We start from the raw sequence: 18722 nt of genomic DNA, 5'->3' as shown, positions 1-18722 counted from the left end.
GGGACCTTGGGTGTCCCAAATCCTCCCCACTCACCTCCACCGCGGTCTTCCTCCGCGAGTAGTCGACTACTTGCGGAGGTGCCGTCCCGTACTTCCCTCACTCACTTTCACCACCACGGTGTCGTCCGGACCGACGACGCGTCCATCCGCGGCATGGACCTCAAGCCCCCGCAACGGACGCTGATCGGCGCGGTCCACCAGCTCCGACCGCGGTTCGCCGGCGCCGAAGAAGTGCGTCTCTCCCCATTGCCGCAACGCGACGATCACCGGGAACAGGTCACGACCCTTCGCCGTCAGGACGTACTCGCTGTACGAGCTCCCGTCCGAGGCCGGGACGACGTCGAGCACCCCGTGCCCGACGAGCGCTCGCAGCCTGGCGGAGAGGATGTTCTTCGCGACGCCCAGGCTGCGTTGGAACTCACCGAAGCGGCGGACGCCGTCGAAGGCGTCGCGCACGATCAGGAGTGACCACCAGTCGCCGATCGTGTCGACCGAGCGCGCCACCGGGCAAGAAGCTTCGTCGAACGTGGTCCGCTTCACCATGGTTGCATCTTACAACCGCAGTGCTCTATCTTCCGAGTGGTAGCAAGTTGAAACCAATTGGAGGGTCTGTGCACCGCGGTGTCGTCCTGTTGTTCGCCGTGGCCGCCGGGACGTCCGTCGCCACGATCTACTTCGCCCAGCCCTTGCTCGTCACCATGGGCGCCGATCTCGGGATCGCCGCGTCGACCGTGGGCGCCATCGTCACGCTCACGCAGCTCGGCTACGGCCTCGGCCTGTTCCTCCTGGTGCCGCTCGGTGACCTGCTCGACCGACGGCGGCTCGTCGTCGGGCTGCTGACGCTGCTGGCGATCGCCGAACTGGTCGCCGCGACGGCCGCGAACGGTGTCGTGCTGCTCGCCGGGATGGCGGCGATCGGCGTTCTCGCGGTGGTCACGCAACTCCTCGTCGCGTCCGCGGCGTCGCTGGCCGCACCTGCCGAGCGTGGGCGCGTGGTCGGTCTCGTGACGACCGGCGTCGTCCTCGGCATCCTGCTCGCGCGCACGGTGTCGGGCACACTCGCCGACGTCGCCGGCTGGCGTGCGGTGTATGTCGTGTCCGCCGGTGTGACGGTGCTGATCGCGATCGTGCTGTACCGCGTGCTGCCCGGCCCGGTCCCCGCCGGAACGGGCCTGACCTATGGGCGGCTGCTGCGGTCGACGTGGTCCCTCTTCGTCGAGGAACGCGTTTTCCGGGTACGCGGAACGCTCGCGCTGCTGATCTTCGCCGCGTTCGGCACCCTCTGGAGTTCCGTCGCCTTACCGCTCAGCGAGGACGGCCTGTCGCATACGGTCATCGGCGCGTTCGGGCTGGCCGGGGCGGCGGGTGCGCTGGCGGCGGCACCCGCCGGTCGGCTCGCGGACCGCGGCCGGGCACAGTGGACGACCGGGATGGCGCTGGGCCTGCTCCTGCTGTCTTGGGTGCCGCTGGGTTTCACGCGTACGTCACTGTGGGCCCTGGCGGCGGGCGCCGTCCTGCTCGACCTCGCCGTCCAAGCCGTGCACGTCACGAGCCAGACGCTGATCTACCCGCTCCGGCCGGACGCCGGCAGCAGGCTGATCGGCGGCTACATGATCTTCTACTCGGTCGGCAGCGGCCTGGGGGCCATCGGCTCTACGGCCGTCTACGCCTTCGCGGGCTGGACCGGGGTTTGCCTGCTGGGCGCGGGATTCAGCGCGCTCGCGCTCGCCGTATGGAGTACGCGGAAGGTCAGAGTCGCTCGATGATCGTGACGTTCGCCGTTCCACCGCCTTCACACATCGTCTGCAGCCCGTAGCGGCCGCCTCGCCGTTCGAGTTCGTGCAGCAGGGTCGCGAACAGTTTCGTCCCGGTCGCCCCGATGGGATGACCGAGTGCGATACCGCCGCCGTTGACGTTGACGCGGTCCGGATCGGCGCCCGTCTCCTCGATCCACGCCAGTACGACACTCGCGAACGCCTCGTTGACCTCGAACAGGTCGATGTCTTCGATGCTCAGCCCGGTTTTCCGCAGCGCGTGCGCGGTCGCCGGGATCGGCCCGGTCAGCATCCACACCGGATCGGCCGCCCGCACCGAAAGATGATGGATCCTGGCACGCGGGGTGAGGCCGTGCTCTTCGACGAAACTTGCGGACGCGATGAGCGTCGCGCTGGCGCCGTCCGAGATCTGGCTGGCAACGGCCGCGGTGATACGTGAGCCCTCGCTCAGCGGCTTCAGACCGGCCATCCGCTCCAAACTGGTGTCACGCCTGGGCCCCTCGTCCAGGCCGACACCGGCGAACGGCGCGATCTCGGGCGCGAACCGGCCTTCGTCGATGGCCGCGATCGCGCGCTGATGGCTGCGGAAGGCGTACTCCTCCATCGCTTCGCGGGTCAGGTCCCAGTGCTCGGCGATCATGTCGGCACTGCGGAACTGCGAAACCTCGACGCTGCCGTAGCGCTCCTGCCAGCCCTTCGAGCCGGAGAACGGGTCGTCGAAGCCGTACTCCCGCCCGGCCAGCATCGCCGCGCTGATCGGGATCGCGCTCATGTTCTGCACGCCGCCGGCGAGCACGAGGTCCATCGTCCCGGCCAACACCGCCTGCGCGGCGAAGTGCACGGCCTGCTGGCTCGAACCGCACTGCCGGTCGATCGTCACGCCCGGCACGTGATGCCCGAATCCCGCCGCGAGCCACGCCGTCCGCGCGATGTTCCCGGACTGCGGGCCGAGCGTGTCGGTACAGCCGAGGATGACGTCGTCGACCAGGTCGGCGTCGACACCCGCTCGTTCGACGACGGCCTGGATGACGTGGGCACCGAGGTCGGCGGAATGAACGCCGCTGAGCGCTCCCCCGCGTTTCCCGACCGGGGTCCGCACCGCGTCCAGTACATAGGCTTCAGCCACGCCGCCTCCTCTTCGTCGCGATTCCGTCCAAAAGGATTCCGAGGTACTGCTGCGCGACGTCGTCCGCGCTCAGCGTGCCGTCGGGGTTGTACCAGCGCACCGCCACCCAGACGGTGTCGCGGATGAACCGGTAGGTGAGTTCGACGTCGAGGTCGGCACGGAAGACACCGGCCGCGATGCCGTCGGTGAGGATCGCGTTCCACAGTTTGCGGAATTCGGTGTTGCGGTCGGTGAGGTAGTCGAAGCGCGGCAGCTGCGTCAGGTGTTTCGCTTCGGACTGGTAGATCGCCACCTCGGCGGGCCGCCGGTGAATGGACTCGAACGACGCCACGACGACGGCTTCGAGGGTTTCCCGCGGGCCTTTGCCTTCCGCGACGATCTCGGCATAGGCGCCGAAGAGTTCGTCGAGGAATCCGGTGAGGATCTCGTCCGCCATCGACTCCTTCGAGTCGAAATGGTGGTAAAGGCTGCCGGAAAGGATCCCGGCCGCGTCCGCGATGTCCCGCACCGTGGTGGAGACGTAACCGCGCTCGGCGAACAGTTTCGCCGCCAGGGCGAGCAGTTCGGCGCGGCGGGAACCTGGACTGGACTTCATCGGTACCTCGTTGTCTTGTGGTGAACCCGCGATCGACGTCGGCAGGGCGCTGGTGTCGCGTGATCCTGCTTGCTTGACGTGTGGTTTCGTTCCTCGGACGGCGAACTCGCGTGATTGAGCGGCGAACTCGCGTGATTGGACGGCGAACTCCGGAGATCGCCGTCTGATCACGGGTGAGACCGCAGGATCACGCGACACTAGCTGGTAGGTCATATCACGTCCCGCGGACAAGGCGCCCTGCCACCGCGATCGCGAGGCCTTCGGCCGGGCGGGTTCACGCGTAAGGTCACCTTCCCGGCATTCATCGCAGCTCCGCCCGCAGGTCTCACGCATGCTGGGAACTCACGGACACGACCTCGCCGGTGAGGTACGACGAGTACTCACTGGCGAGGAACACCATCACATTCGCCACTTCCCAGGGTTCCGCCGCCCTCCCCGAGACCTCGCGCGAGGTGAGTTCTTTGAGCAGTTCCTCGCTGGTCACCTTGGCCAGGAACGGATGCATCGCCAGGCTCGGCGCGACGGCGTTGACGCGGATGCCGTGCTCGGCGACGTCGACGGCCGCGCAGCGGGTGAGCGCCATGACCCCCGCCTTCGCCGCCGCGTAGTGCGCCTGCCCGGCCTGCGCGCGCCAGCCGATCACCGACGCGTTGTTGACGATCACCCCGCCATCGCCCTGGGCGATGAACCGCTCGACCGCGGCCCTCGTCGCGCGAAAAGTGCCGTTGAGGGTGACGTCGATGACCCGCGACCACTCGTCGTCGGCCATGTCCACTATGGACTTGGTGCCGCCGAGACCGGCGTTGTTGACGAGCACGTCGATCCGGCCGTAACGCTCGGCGGCTCCGTCGATGAGCGCTTGGACCTGGTCTTCTCGTGTGACGTCGCAGGGGATCGCGTGGACGTCGCCGAGTTCGGCGGCCTTCTCGGCGAGGCGCCGTTCGTGCCAGTCGCTGATCACGACGCGGGCACCTTCCTCCTTGGCGCGTTTCGCCACCGCGGAGCCGATCCCGGTACCGGCCGCCGCCGTCACCACGACCACCTTGTCCCGCAGGAGGTTCGCGCCCTCGGGGTATTTCGGTACCGGAATCACGGTCGTACCTCCCGGGGAAGCCCGAGCACGCGCTCGGCGAGGACATTGCGCTGGATTTCGTTGGAGCCGCCGTAGATCGTGTCGGCGCGGGTGAAGAGGAAGAGCCGCTGCCAGGCGTCGAGGCCGTCTTCCGCGAGCATGCCCCGCGCGCCGCGGACGAGCATCGCCAGCTCTCCCAGGTCCCGATGCCAGTTCGCCCAGACCAGTTTGGACACTTCGGCCACGCCGGGTGACGAGTCGCCGAGGGTGCGGATCGCGTGCGCCCGCATGACCTCCAGCCCGACCCACGCGCGGTCGATCCGCTCGGCGATGACCGGGTCGCCCGGCGCGATCTTGGTGAGTTCTTCGAGTTCCCGGCGGAAACCGACCTGCTGACCGAGCGTCGCGACGCCGCGCTCGAACGCGAGCGTGCCCATGGCCACCCGCCAGCCGTCACCGGGTTCGCCGACGACCAGGTCCTTCGCCGTGCGGGCGCCGTCGAAGAAGACCTCGTTGAACTCCGAAGTCCCGGTGAGCTGCCGGATCGGGCGGACCTCGACCCCTGGCTGCCGCATCGGGACGAGCAAATAGGACAGTCCTTTGTGGCGCTTCGAGCCGGGCCCGGTCCGGGCGAGGACGAAACACCAGTCGGCCACGTGCGCGAGCGACGTCCACACTTTCTGTCCGCTGAGTACCCACTCGTCGCCGTCGAGGGTCGCGGTGGTCGACACCGCCGCGAGGTCGGAACCGGCACCGGGTTCGGAATAGCCCTGGCACCACAGTTCCTCGACGGCCACGATCGGTGGCAGGAACCGCTTCCGCTGCTCAGGCGTGCCGAACGCGATCAGGGTGGGCCCCAAGAGTTCCTGGGCCAGGTGGCTCACCCTCGCCGGCGCACCGGCCCGCGCGTACTCCTCGTGGAAGACGACCTGCTGTTCGAGCGTCGCGCCCTGCCCGCCGTGCTCGACCGGCCAGCCGACGCAGGTCCAGCCCGCCGTCGCGAGCCGCCGTTCCCACTCGACGCGCTCGTCGAACGCCTCGTGCTCCCGGCCGGGTCCGCCCAGACCGCGCAAGTCCGGCGGCAGGTGTTCCGCCAGCCAGGTGCGCACACGGTCGCGAAAGCCGTCCTCTGTCACGCACGCCTCCTCTAGCCAAACCAGAGCCCGCTGCGTAGGCTACCCTACCAAGCACTTGCTAGGGAGACTTCGATGACTGAAGGAACCATCCCGGCGGCGCTCGACCGGGCCGCGGAACACTTCGCCGGACGAGAAGCACTCGTCGACGGCGAAGTCCGGCTCAGCTATGCCGAACTGGCGCGGCGGGTGCGGCAGGCGGCTCGGTTCTTCGAGGGCCACGAACGGGTCGCGATCTGCTCCCCCAACACCTGGCACTGGGTCGTCGCCGGGCTCGGCGCGCTGTACGCCGGGGCGACGCTCGTCCCGGTCAACACTCGCTTCACCGCCCGCGAGACCATCGACATCCTTGAGCGCGCACGGGTTTCCGCGCTGGTGATCACCGGCACGTTCCTCGGCACGGACCGTCTGGCGGACCTCGGCTCCGCTCGCCCCGGCACCGTGTTGCGCATCCCCGTCGAAGGCGTCGAAGAACCGATCTCCGGTGTCACGGAATGGGACGCGCTCACCGGTCTCGACAGCGATTTCGTCAGTCCCGCGGAACCGGACGGCGTCAGCGACATCCTGTTCACCTCCGGGACCACCGGCCGCGGCAAGGGCGCGATGAGCAGCCATCGGCAGGCGCTGAGCGTCGCCGGGGCCTGGGCGGACTGCGGTGGCCTGACCGAGCAGGACCGCTACCTGGTGATCAACCCGTTCTTCCACAGCTTCGGCTACAAGGCGGGAATCGTCGCAGCCGTGCTGCGCGGGGCCACGATGCTGCCGCAGCGCACCTTCGACGTCCGGGAAACCCTGCGGCTCATCGAAACCGAGCACGTCACGGTGCTGCCCGGCGCGCCGACGATCCACCAGGTACTGCTCGACGCGCCCGAACGCGCGAACCACGATCTCTCCAGCCTGAGGCTCGCCGTCACCGGGGCCGCCACCGTGCCGGTCGCGCTCGTCGAGCGGATGCAGACCGAACTGAGCTTCGACACCGTACTCACCGCGTACGGACTCACCGAAGCCGTGGTCGCGACGATGTCCCGTCCCGGCGATGACGCGAAGCTGGTCGCGAACTACACCGGCCGCGCGACGGCGGGGTTCGAGGTGAAACTCGGTGAGCACGACGAAGTCCTGTTGCGCGGGCCCAACGTCATGCTCGGCTATCTCGACGATCCGGACGCCACCGCGAAGGCCGTCGACACGGACGGCTGGCTGCACACCGGCGATGTCGGCGTGCTGAACGAACGCGGATATCTGAAGATCGTCGACCGGATCAAGGACATGTACGTCTGCGGCGGGTTCAATGTGTACCCGGCCGAGATCGAACAGGTGCTCAGCAGGCTGGACGGCGTCGCGGAGTCCGCCGTCGTCGGCGTGCCGGATCAGCGGCTCGGCGAGGTCGGCAAGGTGTTCGTCATCCCGCGCACTGGAAGCGCACTGTCCACAGAGGACGTCATCGCGCACTGCGAGGGCGAATTGGCCAACTACAAGATTCCTCGATTCGTCGATTTCGTGGCGGAACTTCCACGCAATCTGTCGGGGAAGGTGCTCAAACGCGTGTTGCGGAAGGAGAACGGATGACCGTCGAGTACGAGCGACGCGGGCCGGTGGCCGTCGTCACGATGAACCGGCCGGAGTACCGGAACGCGCAGAACTCGGCGATGACCTACGCGCTCGATGCCGCGTTCACCCGCGCTGTCGACGAACCCGAGGTCAAGGTGATCGTGCTGGCCGGGGCGGGTAGGCACTTCTCCGCCGGGCACGACATCGGGACCCCGGAACGCGACGTGGACGTCTCCTTCGAGCGCAAGGCGGTCCTGTGGTGGGACCATGTCGGTGCCGAGGGCGGTGACCAGCGGTTCGCCCGCGAGTCGGAGGTCTACCTCGGCATGTGCCGTCGGTGGCGCGAAATCCCGAAGCCGACCATCGCGAGTGTGCAGGGCGCGTGCGTCGCGGGCGCGCTCATGCTGGCGTGGGTGTGCGACATGATTGTCGCCTCCGATGACGCGTTCTTCGCCGATCCCGTGGTGCGCATGGGGATTCCCGGCGTCGAGTATTTCGCGCATCCCTGGGTCCTCGGTCCGCGTGCGGCCAAGGAGGTGCTGTTCACCGGCGAACGGTTCACGGCAGAGCAGGCCAAGGAATGGGGCATGCTGAACCGGGTCGTTCCCCGCGCCGACCTCGAAACCGAGACGATGGCGCTGGCGGAGAAGATCGCGGTGATGCCGCGGCTGGGTCTCGCGCTCGCCAAGAAGGCCGTCAACCAGGCCGAGGATCTGATGGGCCTGCGGTCCGGAATAGACTCCGTGTTCGGCCTGCACCACTTCGCGCACGCGCACAACGCCGAGATGTCCGGCGGGGATTCCCTTGGCGGGCAGGACGCGCGCTCGATGCGGGACGCGAGTTCGTGATGAACCTCGACCTGGACCCGCAGATACTCGCTTTCCGTGACGAAGCACGCTCCTGGCTGAACACCAATGTTCCCGCCGAGCCGCTGAAGTCGTTCGACACCGCCGAGGGATTCGCGCAACACCGGGAATGGGAAGCGAGACTGGCCGACGCCCGGTGGTCGGTGGTCTCGTGGCCACGTGAGTACGGCGGGCGGGACGCGAGCCTCTTGGAGTGGGTGCTGTTCGAGGAGGAGTACTACGCGGCCGGCGCGCCGCCCCGGGTCAACCAGAACGGCGTCTTCATGCTCGCGCCCACACTGTTCTCCCATGGCACGGAAGAACAGCGGAGTCGAATCCTGCCGAAGATGGCACGCTCCGAGGAAGTCTGGGCGCAGGCGTGGTCGGAACCCGAGGCGGGCAGCGATATCGCCGCGCTCCGGAGCACCGCGACCCGCTGCGACGGCGGATGGCGGGTCAGCGGGCAGAAGACCTGGAGTTCACGGGCGACGTTCGCCGACCGGGCTTTCGGTCTCTTCCGCGGCGATCCGGATTCGATACGGCACAGGGGCCTCACCTATCTGATGGTGGATCTGCGGGCCGACGGGGTCACCGTCCGGCCGATCCCCCAACTGGACGGTGAACCGGGGTTCGCGGAGATCTTCTTCGACGACGTCTTCGTCCCCGACGAGGACGTGATCGGCACGCCGGGCGAGGGCTGGCGGGTCGCGATGACGACGGCGAACAACGAACGCGGGCTGTCCTTGCGCAGCCCCGGCCGGTTCCTCGCCGCGGCCGACAGGCTGGTCTCACTGTGGACCGGCGCCGGCCGTCCCGCCCACACGGCCGACAGGGTCGCCGACGCGTGGATCGGCGCGCGGGCCTACCAGCTGTACACCCTCGGCACGGTCACCCGTCTTGCGGAAGGCGCCGCGCTGGGGCCGGAATCAAGTGTCAACAAGCTGTTCTGGTCCCACCTCGACGTCGCCCTCCACGAAACCGCGCTCGACGTCCTCGGCCCGGACGCCGAACTGCGCGGCCCGTGGAGCGACGGCTGGCTGTTCTCCCTGGCGGGCCCGATCTACGGCGGGACCGACCAGATCCAGCGGTCCATCGTCGCCGAACGGCTACTCGGCCTGCCGAAGGGGGCCCGATGAGGTTCGCGCTGTCCGGTGAGCAGGAGCGATTCTCCCGCAGCCTGCACGATCTTCTGTGCGGTTTGGACACCGAATCGGCCAACCGGTCCTGGGCGACGGGCGATCCCGGCCCTGGCCTCAAGATCTGGCGACGGCTCGCGGAGCTCGGGGTGACCGCGCTGGCGGTCCCCGAAGGGTACGACGGGCTCGGCGCCACCCCGGTCGATCTGGCCGTCGGCTTCGAACGGCTGGGGTACCACTGCGTTCCCGGGCCGTGGACCGACACCGTGGCCGTGCTGCCGTCGTTGCTGGACGACGAACTGCTGACGTCGGTCGCGTCCGGGGAGACGCTGGCATCGGTGGCGTTCGCGCCGCATGTGCCGTACGCCTTGGATGCCGACGTCGCCGACGCGCGTCTCGCGGTCGAGAACGGCAGGCTGCGCGCGTTCACCCCCGGCCCTCTGTTGTCCTCTGTAGACAGTTCGCGGCGGCTGTTCCCGCCGGTGGCGGGCGACGACCTCGGCGCCGCGCTCGACGCGGACCGCGCGTTCGAACTGGGTTGCCTCGCCACGGCCGCGCACCTCCTCGGCGCGGGGCGGTGGCTGCTCGACACGTCCGTCGCGTACGCCGCGCAACGCAAGCAGTACGGGCGGGAGATCGGCGGGTATCAGGCGGTCAAACACCTGCTCGCCGACGTCGCGACCGGACTCGCGTTGGCCGAACCGCTGCTGTTCGGCGCGGCCGTCACCCTGGACCGGCGCGACATCTCCGCGGCCAAGGTGGCGTGCGGCGACGCCGCGCACCTCGCCGCCCGGACGGGGCTGCAGGTTCACGGCGCGATCGGCTACACCGCGGAACACGCGCTAGGCCTGCGGCTGACCAGGGTCCGCGCGCTCGTCGGCGCCTGGGGAACGCCGCGGTTTCACCGGGAGCGGGTGCTGTCATGACGTTCACCGCCGAGCTGGACGCGCTGCGGGACAGCGTCCGGAAACTGCTGGACCGGGAAGCGGATCCCTGGCCGGAACTGTGCGAGCAGATCGGCGTGGCGGCGTTGGCCGTTCCCGAACGGTTCGGCGGTCTCGGTGCCGGAATGGCGGAACTGCAGGTCGTCGCGGAGGAACTGGGGCGGGTCCTCGCCGACGTTCCGTTCCTCGGTTCGGCCGTGCTCGCCGTGCACGCGATTCTGGCCACCGGCAACGACGAGGCCTGCGAGCGTCTGCTCCCCCGGCTCGCCGAAGGTGCCGTCGGCGCGGTGGCCTGGGCCGATGCCGATGGCCGATGGGGCGCTCCTGCCTGCCGCGTCGTCGAGTCCGCCGTGGCGGGTGAGGCACACTATGTCCTCCACGGCGACGACGCCGAGATTCTGCTGGTGCTCGCCGGGGACTCGCTGTACGAGGTCGCGGGTGTTCTCGGGGTACGGACTCCGGCGATGGACGAGTCCCGGCGGCTGGCTCACGTCACGTTCGACGGTACGCCCGCCCGGCTGATCGGCCCGGTCGACCTCGGCGCGCTGCGGGACGTCGCGTGCGCAGTGCTCGCCGCCGAGCAGGCCGGGGCGGCGGCACGCGCGTTCGAGCTGACGGTGGAGTACAGCAAGCAGCGGCACCAGTTCGGCAGGCCGATCGGCGGGTTCCAGGCGGTGAAGCACCGGATGGCCGATCTCCACGTCCTGGTGGAGACCGCACGTTCGGCGGCCTACGCGGCGCCGGAGTCGAGCAGGCTGACCGCGGTGGCGAAGGTGTACTGCTCCGAGGCGCTGGCGACGGTGGCGGGTGAGATGATCCAGCTGCACGGCGGGATCGCGATCTCCTGGGAGCATCCGGCGCACCGCTACTTCAAGCGGGCGCACGGCGCGGCGCACCTTTTCGGCTCGCCCGGCGATCACCTGGGGCGGGTGCGCCCGCCGTTATCGTGATCCGGTGGACTGTGCGATCCGCGCCAAGCACCGCGGCGAAGACCCGCTGGTGGGCCGGTCGTCTGGGCGACGACCTGGTCGTCGCGCATTTCCATCAGCACGTGTTCGCGCGGCACCGGGGAACACCCGAGGAGATCGGGTGATGGACAGCCCGTGGTGGACATCGACGTGCTCTGCGACCGTTTGGCGAGCTACTTCCGAGCCAGGAACCGGGTGACGGCACGGATCCGATCGCCGTCGAGGGTGAGCACCATCAGCCCCGCCGACGCCTCGCCATGGCGGCAGTGGAGGGCAGGCTGGTTGTTGGCCCGGGTCGGCGTCATGGTGAAGCCCTGCGGGACCGGCACGGCCATGGTCACGCGGAGGAAACCGGCGATCGCTTCGAGGCCGTGGTACTCGTGTGGCGCCGGCGGCATGGCGAGCCACGCGTCGTCGGTGAGCAGGCGGAGGACGCCGTCGAGGTCGCCCGCGGTGAACGCGTCGGCGAACCGCCTGGTCAGCGCGCGCTCCTGCGGTGACGGACGGTGCGCGGCGCGGGCTCGGTGCTTGTCGAGCGACGCGCGGGCGCGTTGGAGCATGCCCTTGATCGCGGTCTCGGTGGTGCCGAGCATGCTCGCGACCTCATTGGCAGGGAAGCACAGGACGTCTCGCAGGACAAGGGTGGCGGCTTGCCTGGGCGGGAGGAGCTGGAGGCCGGTGATGAACGCGAGCTCGACTGCCTCTCGGGTGCTGTAGCGCGCTTCGGGGCCGGGTTTTCGGTCCTCGATGAGCTCGTCCGGATACGGCTGTAGCCAGGTCACCTCACCGCGACGGCTGGGTTCCGGCGGGTCGAACGGGGGCGCCGGCTCGGGTGGACGGCGGCGGCCCGCGTCGCGCAGGACGTTGAGGCAACGGTTGGTGGCGATGCGGTACAGCCAGGTACGTAGCGACGAGCGACCCTCGAAGGCGTCGAGGCCACGCCAGGCGGCGAGCAGGGTTTCCTGGACAGCGTCCTCGGCGTCGGTGAGGGAGCCGAGGATGCGGTAACAGTGCAGGTGCAACTCGTGACGGTAGGTGTCGGTGAGCTCGCGAAACCCTTGCTCGTCCGTTGTCCTCACGTGTGCGATCTTGTCACGACCTTTTTCGCGATGCACCGTTCCACTTCGGGCGGGGGCGGTGTCTGACGTGGTGACCGCTGAAGAAAGGAACCGTCATGACCAGCCCAGCTTTGGACGTCGCGCTCTCCTACCACCGGGCCTGGACCGGCAAGGACTTCCAGAAGGCGATGACCTACATCGCCGACGACATCGTGTGTCACGCGCCCGCCGGGCGGCTTTCGGGCGCGGAGGCGTTTCGCGGATTCATGGGTCCGTTCACCCGGATCCTGACCGGCTCGACGCTGCTTTCGGCGTTCGGGGACGAAACGACCGCGCTGCTGATGTACGACACCGCGACCCTGCCGGTAGCGAGCGCGCCCGGGGCCGAGTTGGTGACCGTGCGGGACGGGAAGATCGTGGAAGTGCGGATCGTATTCGATCGGGCTCCTTTCGACGCTGCTCGGGAGGCGGCGGTGAGGTCGTAGGGCATGGTGGGGTCGTAGGCATGGTGGGACGCCGCGAGGCGCGTTCTCGGCAGGCCGCGAGCAGGCGACGATGGGCGGCAGGTTGAAGCGCGACTTGTCACTCACGATGGTCTGGTGAGCGCGTTCCGCGCCATGCGTGCTCGGGGCGTGCTGGTGCCGTCACCGGACGGAGTCCTTCGTCCGGTGGCGCGAACCACCCACCCCAGCGAACTCGGCCAACGCACGCCCCTGACGCCCCTGCACCCGACGAAGCAACACCTCCTCATCGAACGCGGCATCAAGAAAGCGAGCAGCCCTCGGATTGAAAGCAAGAGTAGTGGTCATAACCATGATCATACTCGAACAGACGTTCGACCGCACGTAATCGAACTCGACCGGGCAGAAATATTCAAAAGTGCCCGCGAGCGGCGTACCTCTGGGCTATCCGCGACTTTCCGACGCCGCCTCGACCCCCATGGCCGCTCCGGTCAGCACCGGAGGTAGGGTCAGCCCCCGCACCGGCCCACCTGCTCACCGCATTCACCCCACGACGCTCCCGACTAGACTCACAACGGTGACCGCAAACCTCCGCACAGGCAGCGATTTCGCCCGCCTGTCCCGCCGCGTCAGCGAAGCGGGCCTCCTCGACCGCCGTCCCGGCTACTATGTCTTCCGCGTTGGCCTGGTCGCCACGCTCTTCGTCTCCGGCTGGATCGCCTTCTTCGCGATCGGGGATTCCTGGTGGCAGCTGGGGATAGCCGTCTTCCAGGCGGTGCTGTTCGGCCAGATCGCCCTGCTGTCGCACGATCTCGCGCACCGGCAGGTGTTCCGGACCCGGCGTCCGAGCGAGGTCGCCGGCCGCATCGCGGGGAACCTCGGCGTCGGCATGAGTTACGGCTGGTGGATGGACAAGCACACCCGCCACCACGCGAACCCGAATCACGAGGGTCTCGACCCCGACGTCGACCCGGACATCCTGGTGTGGTCGAAGGATCAGGCACGGGCGAGCAAAGGAATTCCGCGGTTCATCGGCCGCTACCAGGCGTTCCTGTTCTTCCCGCTGCTCACGCTCGAAGGCCTGAACCTGCACGTCTCCGGCATCCGCGCGGTCTCGAAGCCGGGCATCCGGCGGCGCGGACTCGAGGCGGCCTTGCTGCTCACCCATTTCGTACTCTACTTCAGCGCGCTGCTCGCCGTCCTCTCCCCCGGCAAGGCCCTCGTCTTCTTCGTCGTCCACAAAGCACTGTGGGGTGTCTACATGGGATCGATCTTCGCGCCCAACCACAAGGGGATGCCGATCCTGTCCGGGGACACCGAACTCGACTTCCTCCGCAAGCAGGTGCTCACGTCACGCAACGTCCGCGGCGGCAGGGTCGTCGACGTCGCGCTCGGCGGGCTCAACTACCAGATCGAGCACCATCTGTTCCCGAGTATGCCGTCGCCGCATCTTCGCCGCGCCCGGCCCATCGTCCAAGGATACTGCGCGGAAATCGGCGTCCCGTATCACGAGACGGGGCTCATGGAGTCGTACGCGCTCGCGTTGCGCAGCCTGCACGAAGCCGGTGAGCCGATCCGACTTTCGGAGGGTTCACCGGCTGAGACACCCGCGGCACGCCGTTGACACTCCAGACACGGCTTCTTACTTTCGGTGTATGACGCTGAGCCATGGGCAATCCGGCAGACGCGGACCGGAACGCCCGGAATTCCTCCGGGCGATCGCCGAACTCGGCCAACTGCTGTCCTTGCCTCCGTTGGCCTTGCGTTCCCCTGCTCGGTCCTCCTCGGCCACGCGGACGGAAAGCTCGGTCCCGGCGCAACGCCGGGACCGAGCCACCCCGGGGAAACCTGTCCGACGTAGAGCGTGCGGTTCGGGCTGCCGCCTCCGGGGTTGGTCGCCAGCCCCGGAGCCGAAGCGCTGATCAGCGCCTGGGCCGCGGTGGCCCCGATGTGCGACGACAGGTACAGCGCCGCGGCACCGGCCTCGTGGAGTTCCGCACCGCGGTGCCCAGCGCGGGCGACGCGCCACCACCGAGGCTCACGTTGGCCACGGGGGGCTTCTTGGCGTTCTGGGTGATCCAGTCGACGCCCGCGGTCGCGCCGCTGCCGTCGGAACCGAGGAACCGCACCGGGTACGGCGAAGCATTCCTGGCGACACCGTATTTCGTTCCGGCGATCGTGGCCGCGACATGCGTGCCGTGGCCGTAACCGTCGTCCGCGTTCATGTCATTGTCGACGACAATCGTATCCCTGCGTCGCCTCGGCGCGCAGCACCTTGTTCTGCTCCACGAAGGCGACGGCAGGATCGGCCGCGAGGCGCTTGGCCTGCCGCTCGCCCAGCGCCACCGAGAAACCGCTGATGCCCTGCGTAGACTGCCGTCCGATGGTCCCGCCGAACTTGCTCGCCAGCGAAGGCTTGTCGGCGGCGGAGCCGTCCTTGAGCACGACGATGTAGCTGTCCCCATCCCTTGGCGAGCTTCCACTGAAAACGCTAAGCGAAATTCACAAGAATGGACAGTTTTACATTCTTCGTCTTTACGGTTACAACCAATCGTCCGGACGTGGCCACGGCATGAGTGCCGCGAGTTCGCCCGGCACCGGTTCGGTCACCGTGTACCGCCCGCGGTGGAACAGCAGGGGCCGATCGTCGGACGGCTCGCCGAGCGCGGTGACCCTGCCGACGACGACGTAGTGGTCGCCCGCCTCGTGCACGGTTTCGAGCTCGCAGTCGATCCACGTCAAAGCCCCCGCCAGCAACGGGGAGCCGGACGGTGCGGGGGTCCATTCGACCGAAGCGAACTTGTCCACGCCGCGGGCGCCGAACACCGCGCTGACGTCCTGCTGGTGCCCGGCGAGCATGTTGACGGCGAACCGCCCGGATTCGGCGAGCACCGCCCACGTCCGTGAAGTCTTGGCCGGGCAGAACAACACCAGCGGCGGGTCAAGGGAAAGCGCCGCGAACGACTGGCACGCGAACCCCACCGGCGCCCGGCCGTCGTGGCCGGTCACCACCGCGACGCCGGTGCAGAAGTGCCCGAGCACCGACCGGAAGCGCGCCGAATCGATACTCGCCCCGACGTCCGCCACCCGGGTCACGACTGACCCGGCGGCCGGGCGCCGACGGAAAAGTCGTGTCCCCACAGGGAAACCGCCGTACTCTCTCGGGCGATCCAGCTCTCGTCGTCCACTTGCCTTCCCTCGCAGCCGTATTCGACGTCGAATCCGCCGGGGGTCTTCATGTAGAACGAGAGCATCAGATCGTTGACGTGCCGACCGAGGGTCGCCGACATCGGCACCTTCCGGCGGATGGCACGATCGAGGCAGAGGCCGACGTCGTCGGTGCTCTCCACTTCGACCATGAGGTGCACGATGCCGCTCGGGGTCGGCATCGGGAGGAACGCGAGACTGTGGTGACGCGGGTTGCACCCGAAGAACCTCAGCCACGCCGGGGCGCCGTCCGCGGGCCTGCCGACCATCTGTGGCGGCAGCTTCATCGAGTCCCGCAGCCGGAAGCCGAGGACGTCGCGATAAAACCGCAAAGAGGCTTCGTCGTCGTGTGTGGACAGTACGACGTGCCCAAGCCCTTGTTCGCCGGTCACGAACTTGTGACCGTACGGGCTCACCACGCGCCGGTGCCGCAGCGCGACACCGTGGAAGACTTCGAGTGTGTTGCCCGACGGGTCCTCGAAGGACACCAGGCCGTCGACCCGCCGATCAACCAGCTGGTCGGGCGTTCCTTCTTTGTACGGCACGGAATGCGCGTCGAGACTGGCCCGGATCTCGTCGAGTTCGCCGACGGTGGCGACCTCCCAGCCCGCCACCGCGAGCCTGTCGTGCTCTCCGGGGAAGATCACCAGCCGCGCCGGGAAGTCGTCCATCCGCAGGTAGAGCGCCTCCGGATTCGTGCCGGAGCCCTCCACCATGCCGAGGACCTTCAGCCCGTATTCGCGCCACGCGGCCATGTCGGTCGCTTCGATGCGGAGGTAGGCGAGCGAACGGATACCCATCAGGAGGCTCCCAGGAAGTCGAGTGCCAGCCGGTTGAACTCGTCGAACTTCTCCAGTTGCGCCCAGTGCCCGCAACCGCCGAACACGTGCAGCTGGGCACGCGGGATCAGCTTGAGCGCGAACAAGGCGCCGTCGAGCGGGTTGACCCGGTCTTCCCTGCCCCAGATGAGCAGCACCCGCTGACGCAGGCGATGCGCCTCGCGCCAGAGCATGCCCTCCTCGTAGGTGTCGGGCCGGGCGAACGACTTGCCCATCGCCTTCATCGCGGCGAGGGACTCCGGCGCGCTCGCGGCGGCGAACCGGTCGTCGATCAGTTCCTCGGTGATCAAGGACTGGTCGTGCACCATGATCCGCAGGAAGGCTTCGAGCTTCTCCCGGCTCGGCCCCGGCGGAGCGCTGAACCGGCCCAGGTTCTTGATGCCCTCGGTGGGATCGGGCGCGAACAGGTTCACACTCAGCCCACCAGGGCCCATCAGCACCAGACGACCCGCGCGCTTCGGGTGGTTCAACGCGAGCCGCACGGCCGTCCCGCCCCCGAGCGAGTTGCCGACGAAGTGGGCGCGCTCGATGCCGAGTTCGTCCATCAGCCCGGTGACGGCGTCCGCGCTGTGGCGGAAATACTGCGGATGCTCGGTCGGTTTGCCCGACCGGCCGAACCCCGGCTGGTCGATCGCCAGTGTGCGGTAGTTCTTGCCGAACACCGGCAGGTTGCGGCCGAAGTTGCGCCACGCCGACGCGCCGGGGCCACCGCCGTGCAGCAGGATGACCGTCTCCGGGTGTTCACCGCCCGTCTCGTGATAGTGCAGCTTGAGTCCACCTTGGACGGTGACGTATTTGCCTTCGGTCATCAGACCATCGCATTCTCGACGGGCAACCCGAAGGCACCGGTTCCGAACATGACGTAGGCGCGCTCGGCGTCGTTCGCCGCGTGCACGCGGCCGGCGTGGGCGTCGCGCCAGAACCGTTGAACGGGGGTGCCAGTTTTCAAGGCACGGCCGCCGGAGTTCTCGAAGAGCCTGTCGATCGCGAAGATCGCGCGTTCCGTGCCACGGACCTGGTCACGCCGGACCCGCAGCCGCGTGGGGAACGGGAGCTTCTCCCCCTTGCACGCCAACTGGTACAGCTCGTCGATGTTGTGCGTCAACTGCAGCCAGGCCGCGTCGATCTCACTCGCCGCCTCGGCGATGCGCACCTTGGCGAACGGGTCCTCTTTGGACTGTTCGCCCGCGTACGCCGCGCGTACCCGCTTGCCCTGATATTCGACGTGCGCGTCGTAGGCGCCTTGGGCCATCCCGATGATGGGTGCGGTGATCGTGCTCGGATGCACCGAACCGTAGGGGAGTTTGTACAGCGGTCCCGGGTTGATCTCCTGGCCCGGCGTCTTGCACTTCGAAGTCGCGATGAAGCTGAGCGCGCGGTGCTTCGGGACGAAGACGTCGTTCACGACGATGTCGTTGGACCCGGTGCCGCGCAGGCCCACGGTGTCCCAGACGTCTTCGATCGTGTAGTCGGAGATCGGCACCAGGTACGTGCAGAAGTCGACAGGTTTGCCGCCGGAGAACACCGGCCCGCCCAGCAGCACCCAGGTCGCGTGATCGCAGCCCGAGGAGAAGCTCCAGTGCCCGCTGAGCCGGTAACCGCCGTCGACGACGTCCGCCTTGCCCATCGGCGCGTACGACGAGGAGATCCGGGCGTCGGCGTCGTCACCCCAGACGTCTTGCTGCGCCTGGGCCTCGAACAGGCCGAGGTGCCACGGGTGGACGCCGAGGATGGAGGCGACCCAGCCCGTGGACCCGCACGCGCTCGCGACGAGTTTGACCGCGGTGTAGAAGCTCACCGGGTCGGCTTCGAGGCCACCGAACGTCTTCGGCTGCAGCAGCTTGAAGAACCCGGTCTCCTGCAGGGATTTGACGGACTCCTCGGGAACGCGCCGGGCGTCCTCCGCCTCCTGCGCCCGCTCCCGCAGGACCGGCAGCAGCTCCCGGATTCCCGCGATCACGTCCTGCGCGGCGTGCTCGCTCATATGCGTTCCCTCTCTCGCCGTACTCCGTGAA

Annotated in this window: 21 protein-coding genes; 9 read left to right on the top strand and 12 right to left on the bottom strand. The window is 68.4% G+C overall.

The window, feature by feature from the left end; all coding sequences use genetic code 11:
* Positions 1–66: 66 nt before the first annotated feature.
* On the bottom strand, positions 67–543 hold the full coding sequence (locus ACM6LU_RS10615; protein WP_414937455.1) for a winged helix-turn-helix transcriptional regulator: 477 nt from the start codon (positions 541–543) through the stop codon (positions 67–69).
* Positions 544–611: 68 nt separating this feature from the next.
* Between ACM6LU_RS10615 and ACM6LU_RS10610 the strand changes: the two genes are divergently transcribed.
* Positions 612–1766 (top strand): MFS transporter, encoded by a 1155-nt coding sequence (locus ACM6LU_RS10610; protein WP_414937454.1) that lies wholly within the window; start codon positions 612–614, stop codon positions 1764–1766.
* Here the strand turns inward: ACM6LU_RS10610 and ACM6LU_RS10605 are convergent.
* From ACM6LU_RS10605 to ACM6LU_RS10590, 4 genes are all read right to left on the bottom strand, one after another.
* Entirely contained in the window at positions 1750–2901 is a 1152-nt protein-coding gene (locus ACM6LU_RS10605) for an acetyl-CoA C-acetyltransferase (protein WP_414937453.1), read from the bottom strand. The genes ACM6LU_RS10610 and ACM6LU_RS10605 overlap by 17 nt on opposite strands.
* Positions 2894–3496, bottom strand: coding sequence for a TetR/AcrR family transcriptional regulator (locus ACM6LU_RS10600; protein WP_414937452.1), 603 nt, complete (start codon positions 3494–3496; stop codon positions 2894–2896). Before ACM6LU_RS10600 ends, ACM6LU_RS10605 begins: the two co-directional genes overlap by 8 nt.
* A gap of 325 nt (positions 3497–3821) precedes the next feature.
* Complete coding sequence (locus ACM6LU_RS10595) at positions 3822–4589, bottom strand: SDR family oxidoreductase (protein ID WP_414937451.1); 768 nt, start codon at positions 4587–4589, stop codon at positions 3822–3824.
* On the bottom strand, positions 4586–5704 hold the full coding sequence (locus ACM6LU_RS10590; RefSeq protein ID WP_414937450.1) for an acyl-CoA dehydrogenase family protein: 1119 nt from the start codon (positions 5702–5704) through the stop codon (positions 4586–4588). The genes ACM6LU_RS10595 and ACM6LU_RS10590 overlap by 4 nt, the downstream gene beginning before the upstream one ends.
* 72 nt (positions 5705–5776) lie before the next feature.
* Here ACM6LU_RS10590 and ACM6LU_RS10585 point away from each other — a divergent pair, with 72 nt between their 5' ends.
* The 6 genes from ACM6LU_RS10585 to ACM6LU_RS10560 are packed head-to-tail and all read left to right on the top strand — an operon-like array spanning position 5777 to position 11267.
* Entirely contained in the window at positions 5777–7267 is a 1491-nt protein-coding gene (locus ACM6LU_RS10585; protein WP_414937449.1) for a FadD3 family acyl-CoA ligase, read from the top strand.
* Positions 7264–8097, top strand: coding sequence for an enoyl-CoA hydratase (locus tag ACM6LU_RS10580; RefSeq protein ID WP_414937448.1), 834 nt, complete (start codon positions 7264–7266; stop codon positions 8095–8097). Before ACM6LU_RS10585 ends, ACM6LU_RS10580 begins: the two co-directional genes overlap by 4 nt.
* On the top strand, positions 8097–9230 hold the full coding sequence (locus tag ACM6LU_RS10575) for an acyl-CoA dehydrogenase family protein (protein WP_414937447.1): 1134 nt from the start codon (positions 8097–8099) through the stop codon (positions 9228–9230). Before ACM6LU_RS10580 ends, ACM6LU_RS10575 begins: the two co-directional genes overlap by 1 nt.
* A complete protein-coding gene (locus ACM6LU_RS10570; RefSeq protein WP_414937446.1) occupies positions 9227–10156 on the top strand; it encodes an acyl-CoA dehydrogenase family protein in 930 nt (309 codons plus the stop codon). Before ACM6LU_RS10575 ends, ACM6LU_RS10570 begins: the two co-directional genes overlap by 4 nt.
* Positions 10153–11124, top strand: a complete 972-nt coding sequence (locus ACM6LU_RS10565; RefSeq protein WP_414937445.1) for an acyl-CoA dehydrogenase family protein — start codon at positions 10153–10155, stop codon at positions 11122–11124. The genes ACM6LU_RS10570 and ACM6LU_RS10565 overlap by 4 nt, the downstream gene beginning before the upstream one ends.
* 11 nt (positions 11125–11135) lie before the next feature.
* Positions 11136–11267 carry a hypothetical protein gene (locus ACM6LU_RS10560; protein WP_414937444.1) on the top strand — a complete coding sequence of 44 codons (132 nt, stop codon included), beginning with the start codon at positions 11136–11138 and terminating at the stop codon, positions 11265–11267.
* Between the two features lie 48 nt (positions 11268–11315).
* Here ACM6LU_RS10560 and ACM6LU_RS10555 read toward each other — a convergent pair whose 3' ends face one another.
* The gene (locus ACM6LU_RS10555; protein ID WP_414937443.1) at positions 11316–12257 is read right to left on the bottom strand and encodes an RNA polymerase subunit sigma-70; all 942 of its coding nucleotides are present in this window, start codon (positions 12255–12257) and stop codon (positions 11316–11318) included.
* Positions 12258–12316: 59 nt separating this feature from the next.
* Here ACM6LU_RS10555 and ACM6LU_RS10550 point away from each other — a divergent pair, with 59 nt between their 5' ends.
* Both ACM6LU_RS10550 and ACM6LU_RS10545 read left to right on the top strand, forming a co-directional pair.
* Positions 12317–12685, top strand: coding sequence for a nuclear transport factor 2 family protein (locus tag ACM6LU_RS10550; RefSeq protein ID WP_414937442.1), 369 nt, complete (start codon positions 12317–12319; stop codon positions 12683–12685).
* A 553-nt stretch (positions 12686–13238) separates the two neighbouring features.
* The gene (locus ACM6LU_RS10545; protein ID WP_414937441.1) at positions 13239–14285 is read left to right on the top strand and encodes a fatty acid desaturase family protein; all 1047 of its coding nucleotides are present in this window, start codon (positions 13239–13241) and stop codon (positions 14283–14285) included.
* Positions 14286–14583: 298 nt separating this feature from the next.
* On the opposite strand, the gene ACM6LU_RS10540 is transcribed toward ACM6LU_RS10545, so the two are convergent.
* The 6 genes from ACM6LU_RS10540 to hsaA all read right to left on the bottom strand — a co-directional run bounded on the left by ACM6LU_RS10540 (position 14584) and on the right by hsaA (position 18691).
* Positions 14584–14886: a S8 family serine peptidase gene (locus ACM6LU_RS10540; protein ID WP_414937440.1), complete on the bottom strand. Its 303-nt coding sequence runs from the start codon at positions 14884–14886 to the stop codon at positions 14584–14586.
* A 1-nt stretch (position 14887) separates the two neighbouring features.
* The gene (locus ACM6LU_RS10535; RefSeq protein WP_414937439.1) at positions 14888–15106 is read right to left on the bottom strand and encodes a protease inhibitor I9 family protein; all 219 of its coding nucleotides are present in this window, start codon (positions 15104–15106) and stop codon (positions 14888–14890) included.
* A 96-nt stretch (positions 15107–15202) separates the two neighbouring features.
* Entirely contained in the window at positions 15203–15757 is a 555-nt protein-coding gene (gene hsaB / locus ACM6LU_RS10530) for a 3-hydroxy-9,10-secoandrosta-1,3,5(10)-triene-9,17-dione monooxygenase reductase subunit (RefSeq protein ID WP_414937438.1), read from the bottom strand.
* Positions 15754–16668 (bottom strand): iron-dependent extradiol dioxygenase HsaC, encoded by a 915-nt coding sequence (hsaC, locus tag ACM6LU_RS10525; RefSeq protein WP_414937437.1) that lies wholly within the window; start codon positions 16666–16668, stop codon positions 15754–15756. The genes hsaB and hsaC overlap by 4 nt, the downstream gene beginning before the upstream one ends.
* A complete protein-coding gene (gene hsaD / locus ACM6LU_RS10520; RefSeq protein WP_414937436.1) occupies positions 16668–17516 on the bottom strand; it encodes a 4,5:9,10-diseco-3-hydroxy-5,9,17-trioxoandrosta-1(10),2-diene-4-oate hydrolase in 849 nt (282 codons plus the stop codon). The genes hsaC and hsaD overlap by 1 nt, the downstream gene beginning before the upstream one ends.
* Complete coding sequence (gene hsaA / locus ACM6LU_RS10515) at positions 17516–18691, bottom strand: 3-hydroxy-9,10-secoandrosta-1,3,5(10)-triene-9,17-dione monooxygenase oxygenase subunit (RefSeq protein ID WP_414937435.1); 1176 nt, start codon at positions 18689–18691, stop codon at positions 17516–17518. The genes hsaD and hsaA overlap by 1 nt, the downstream gene beginning before the upstream one ends.
* Positions 18692–18722 lie beyond the last annotated feature (31 nt).

This window comes from Amycolatopsis sp. cmx-11-51 (genome assembly GCF_047608665.1).
Taxonomy (GTDB): Bacteria; Actinomycetota; Actinomycetes; order Mycobacteriales; family Pseudonocardiaceae; genus Amycolatopsis.
This window is presented reverse-complemented; position numbering and strand designations above follow the sequence as displayed.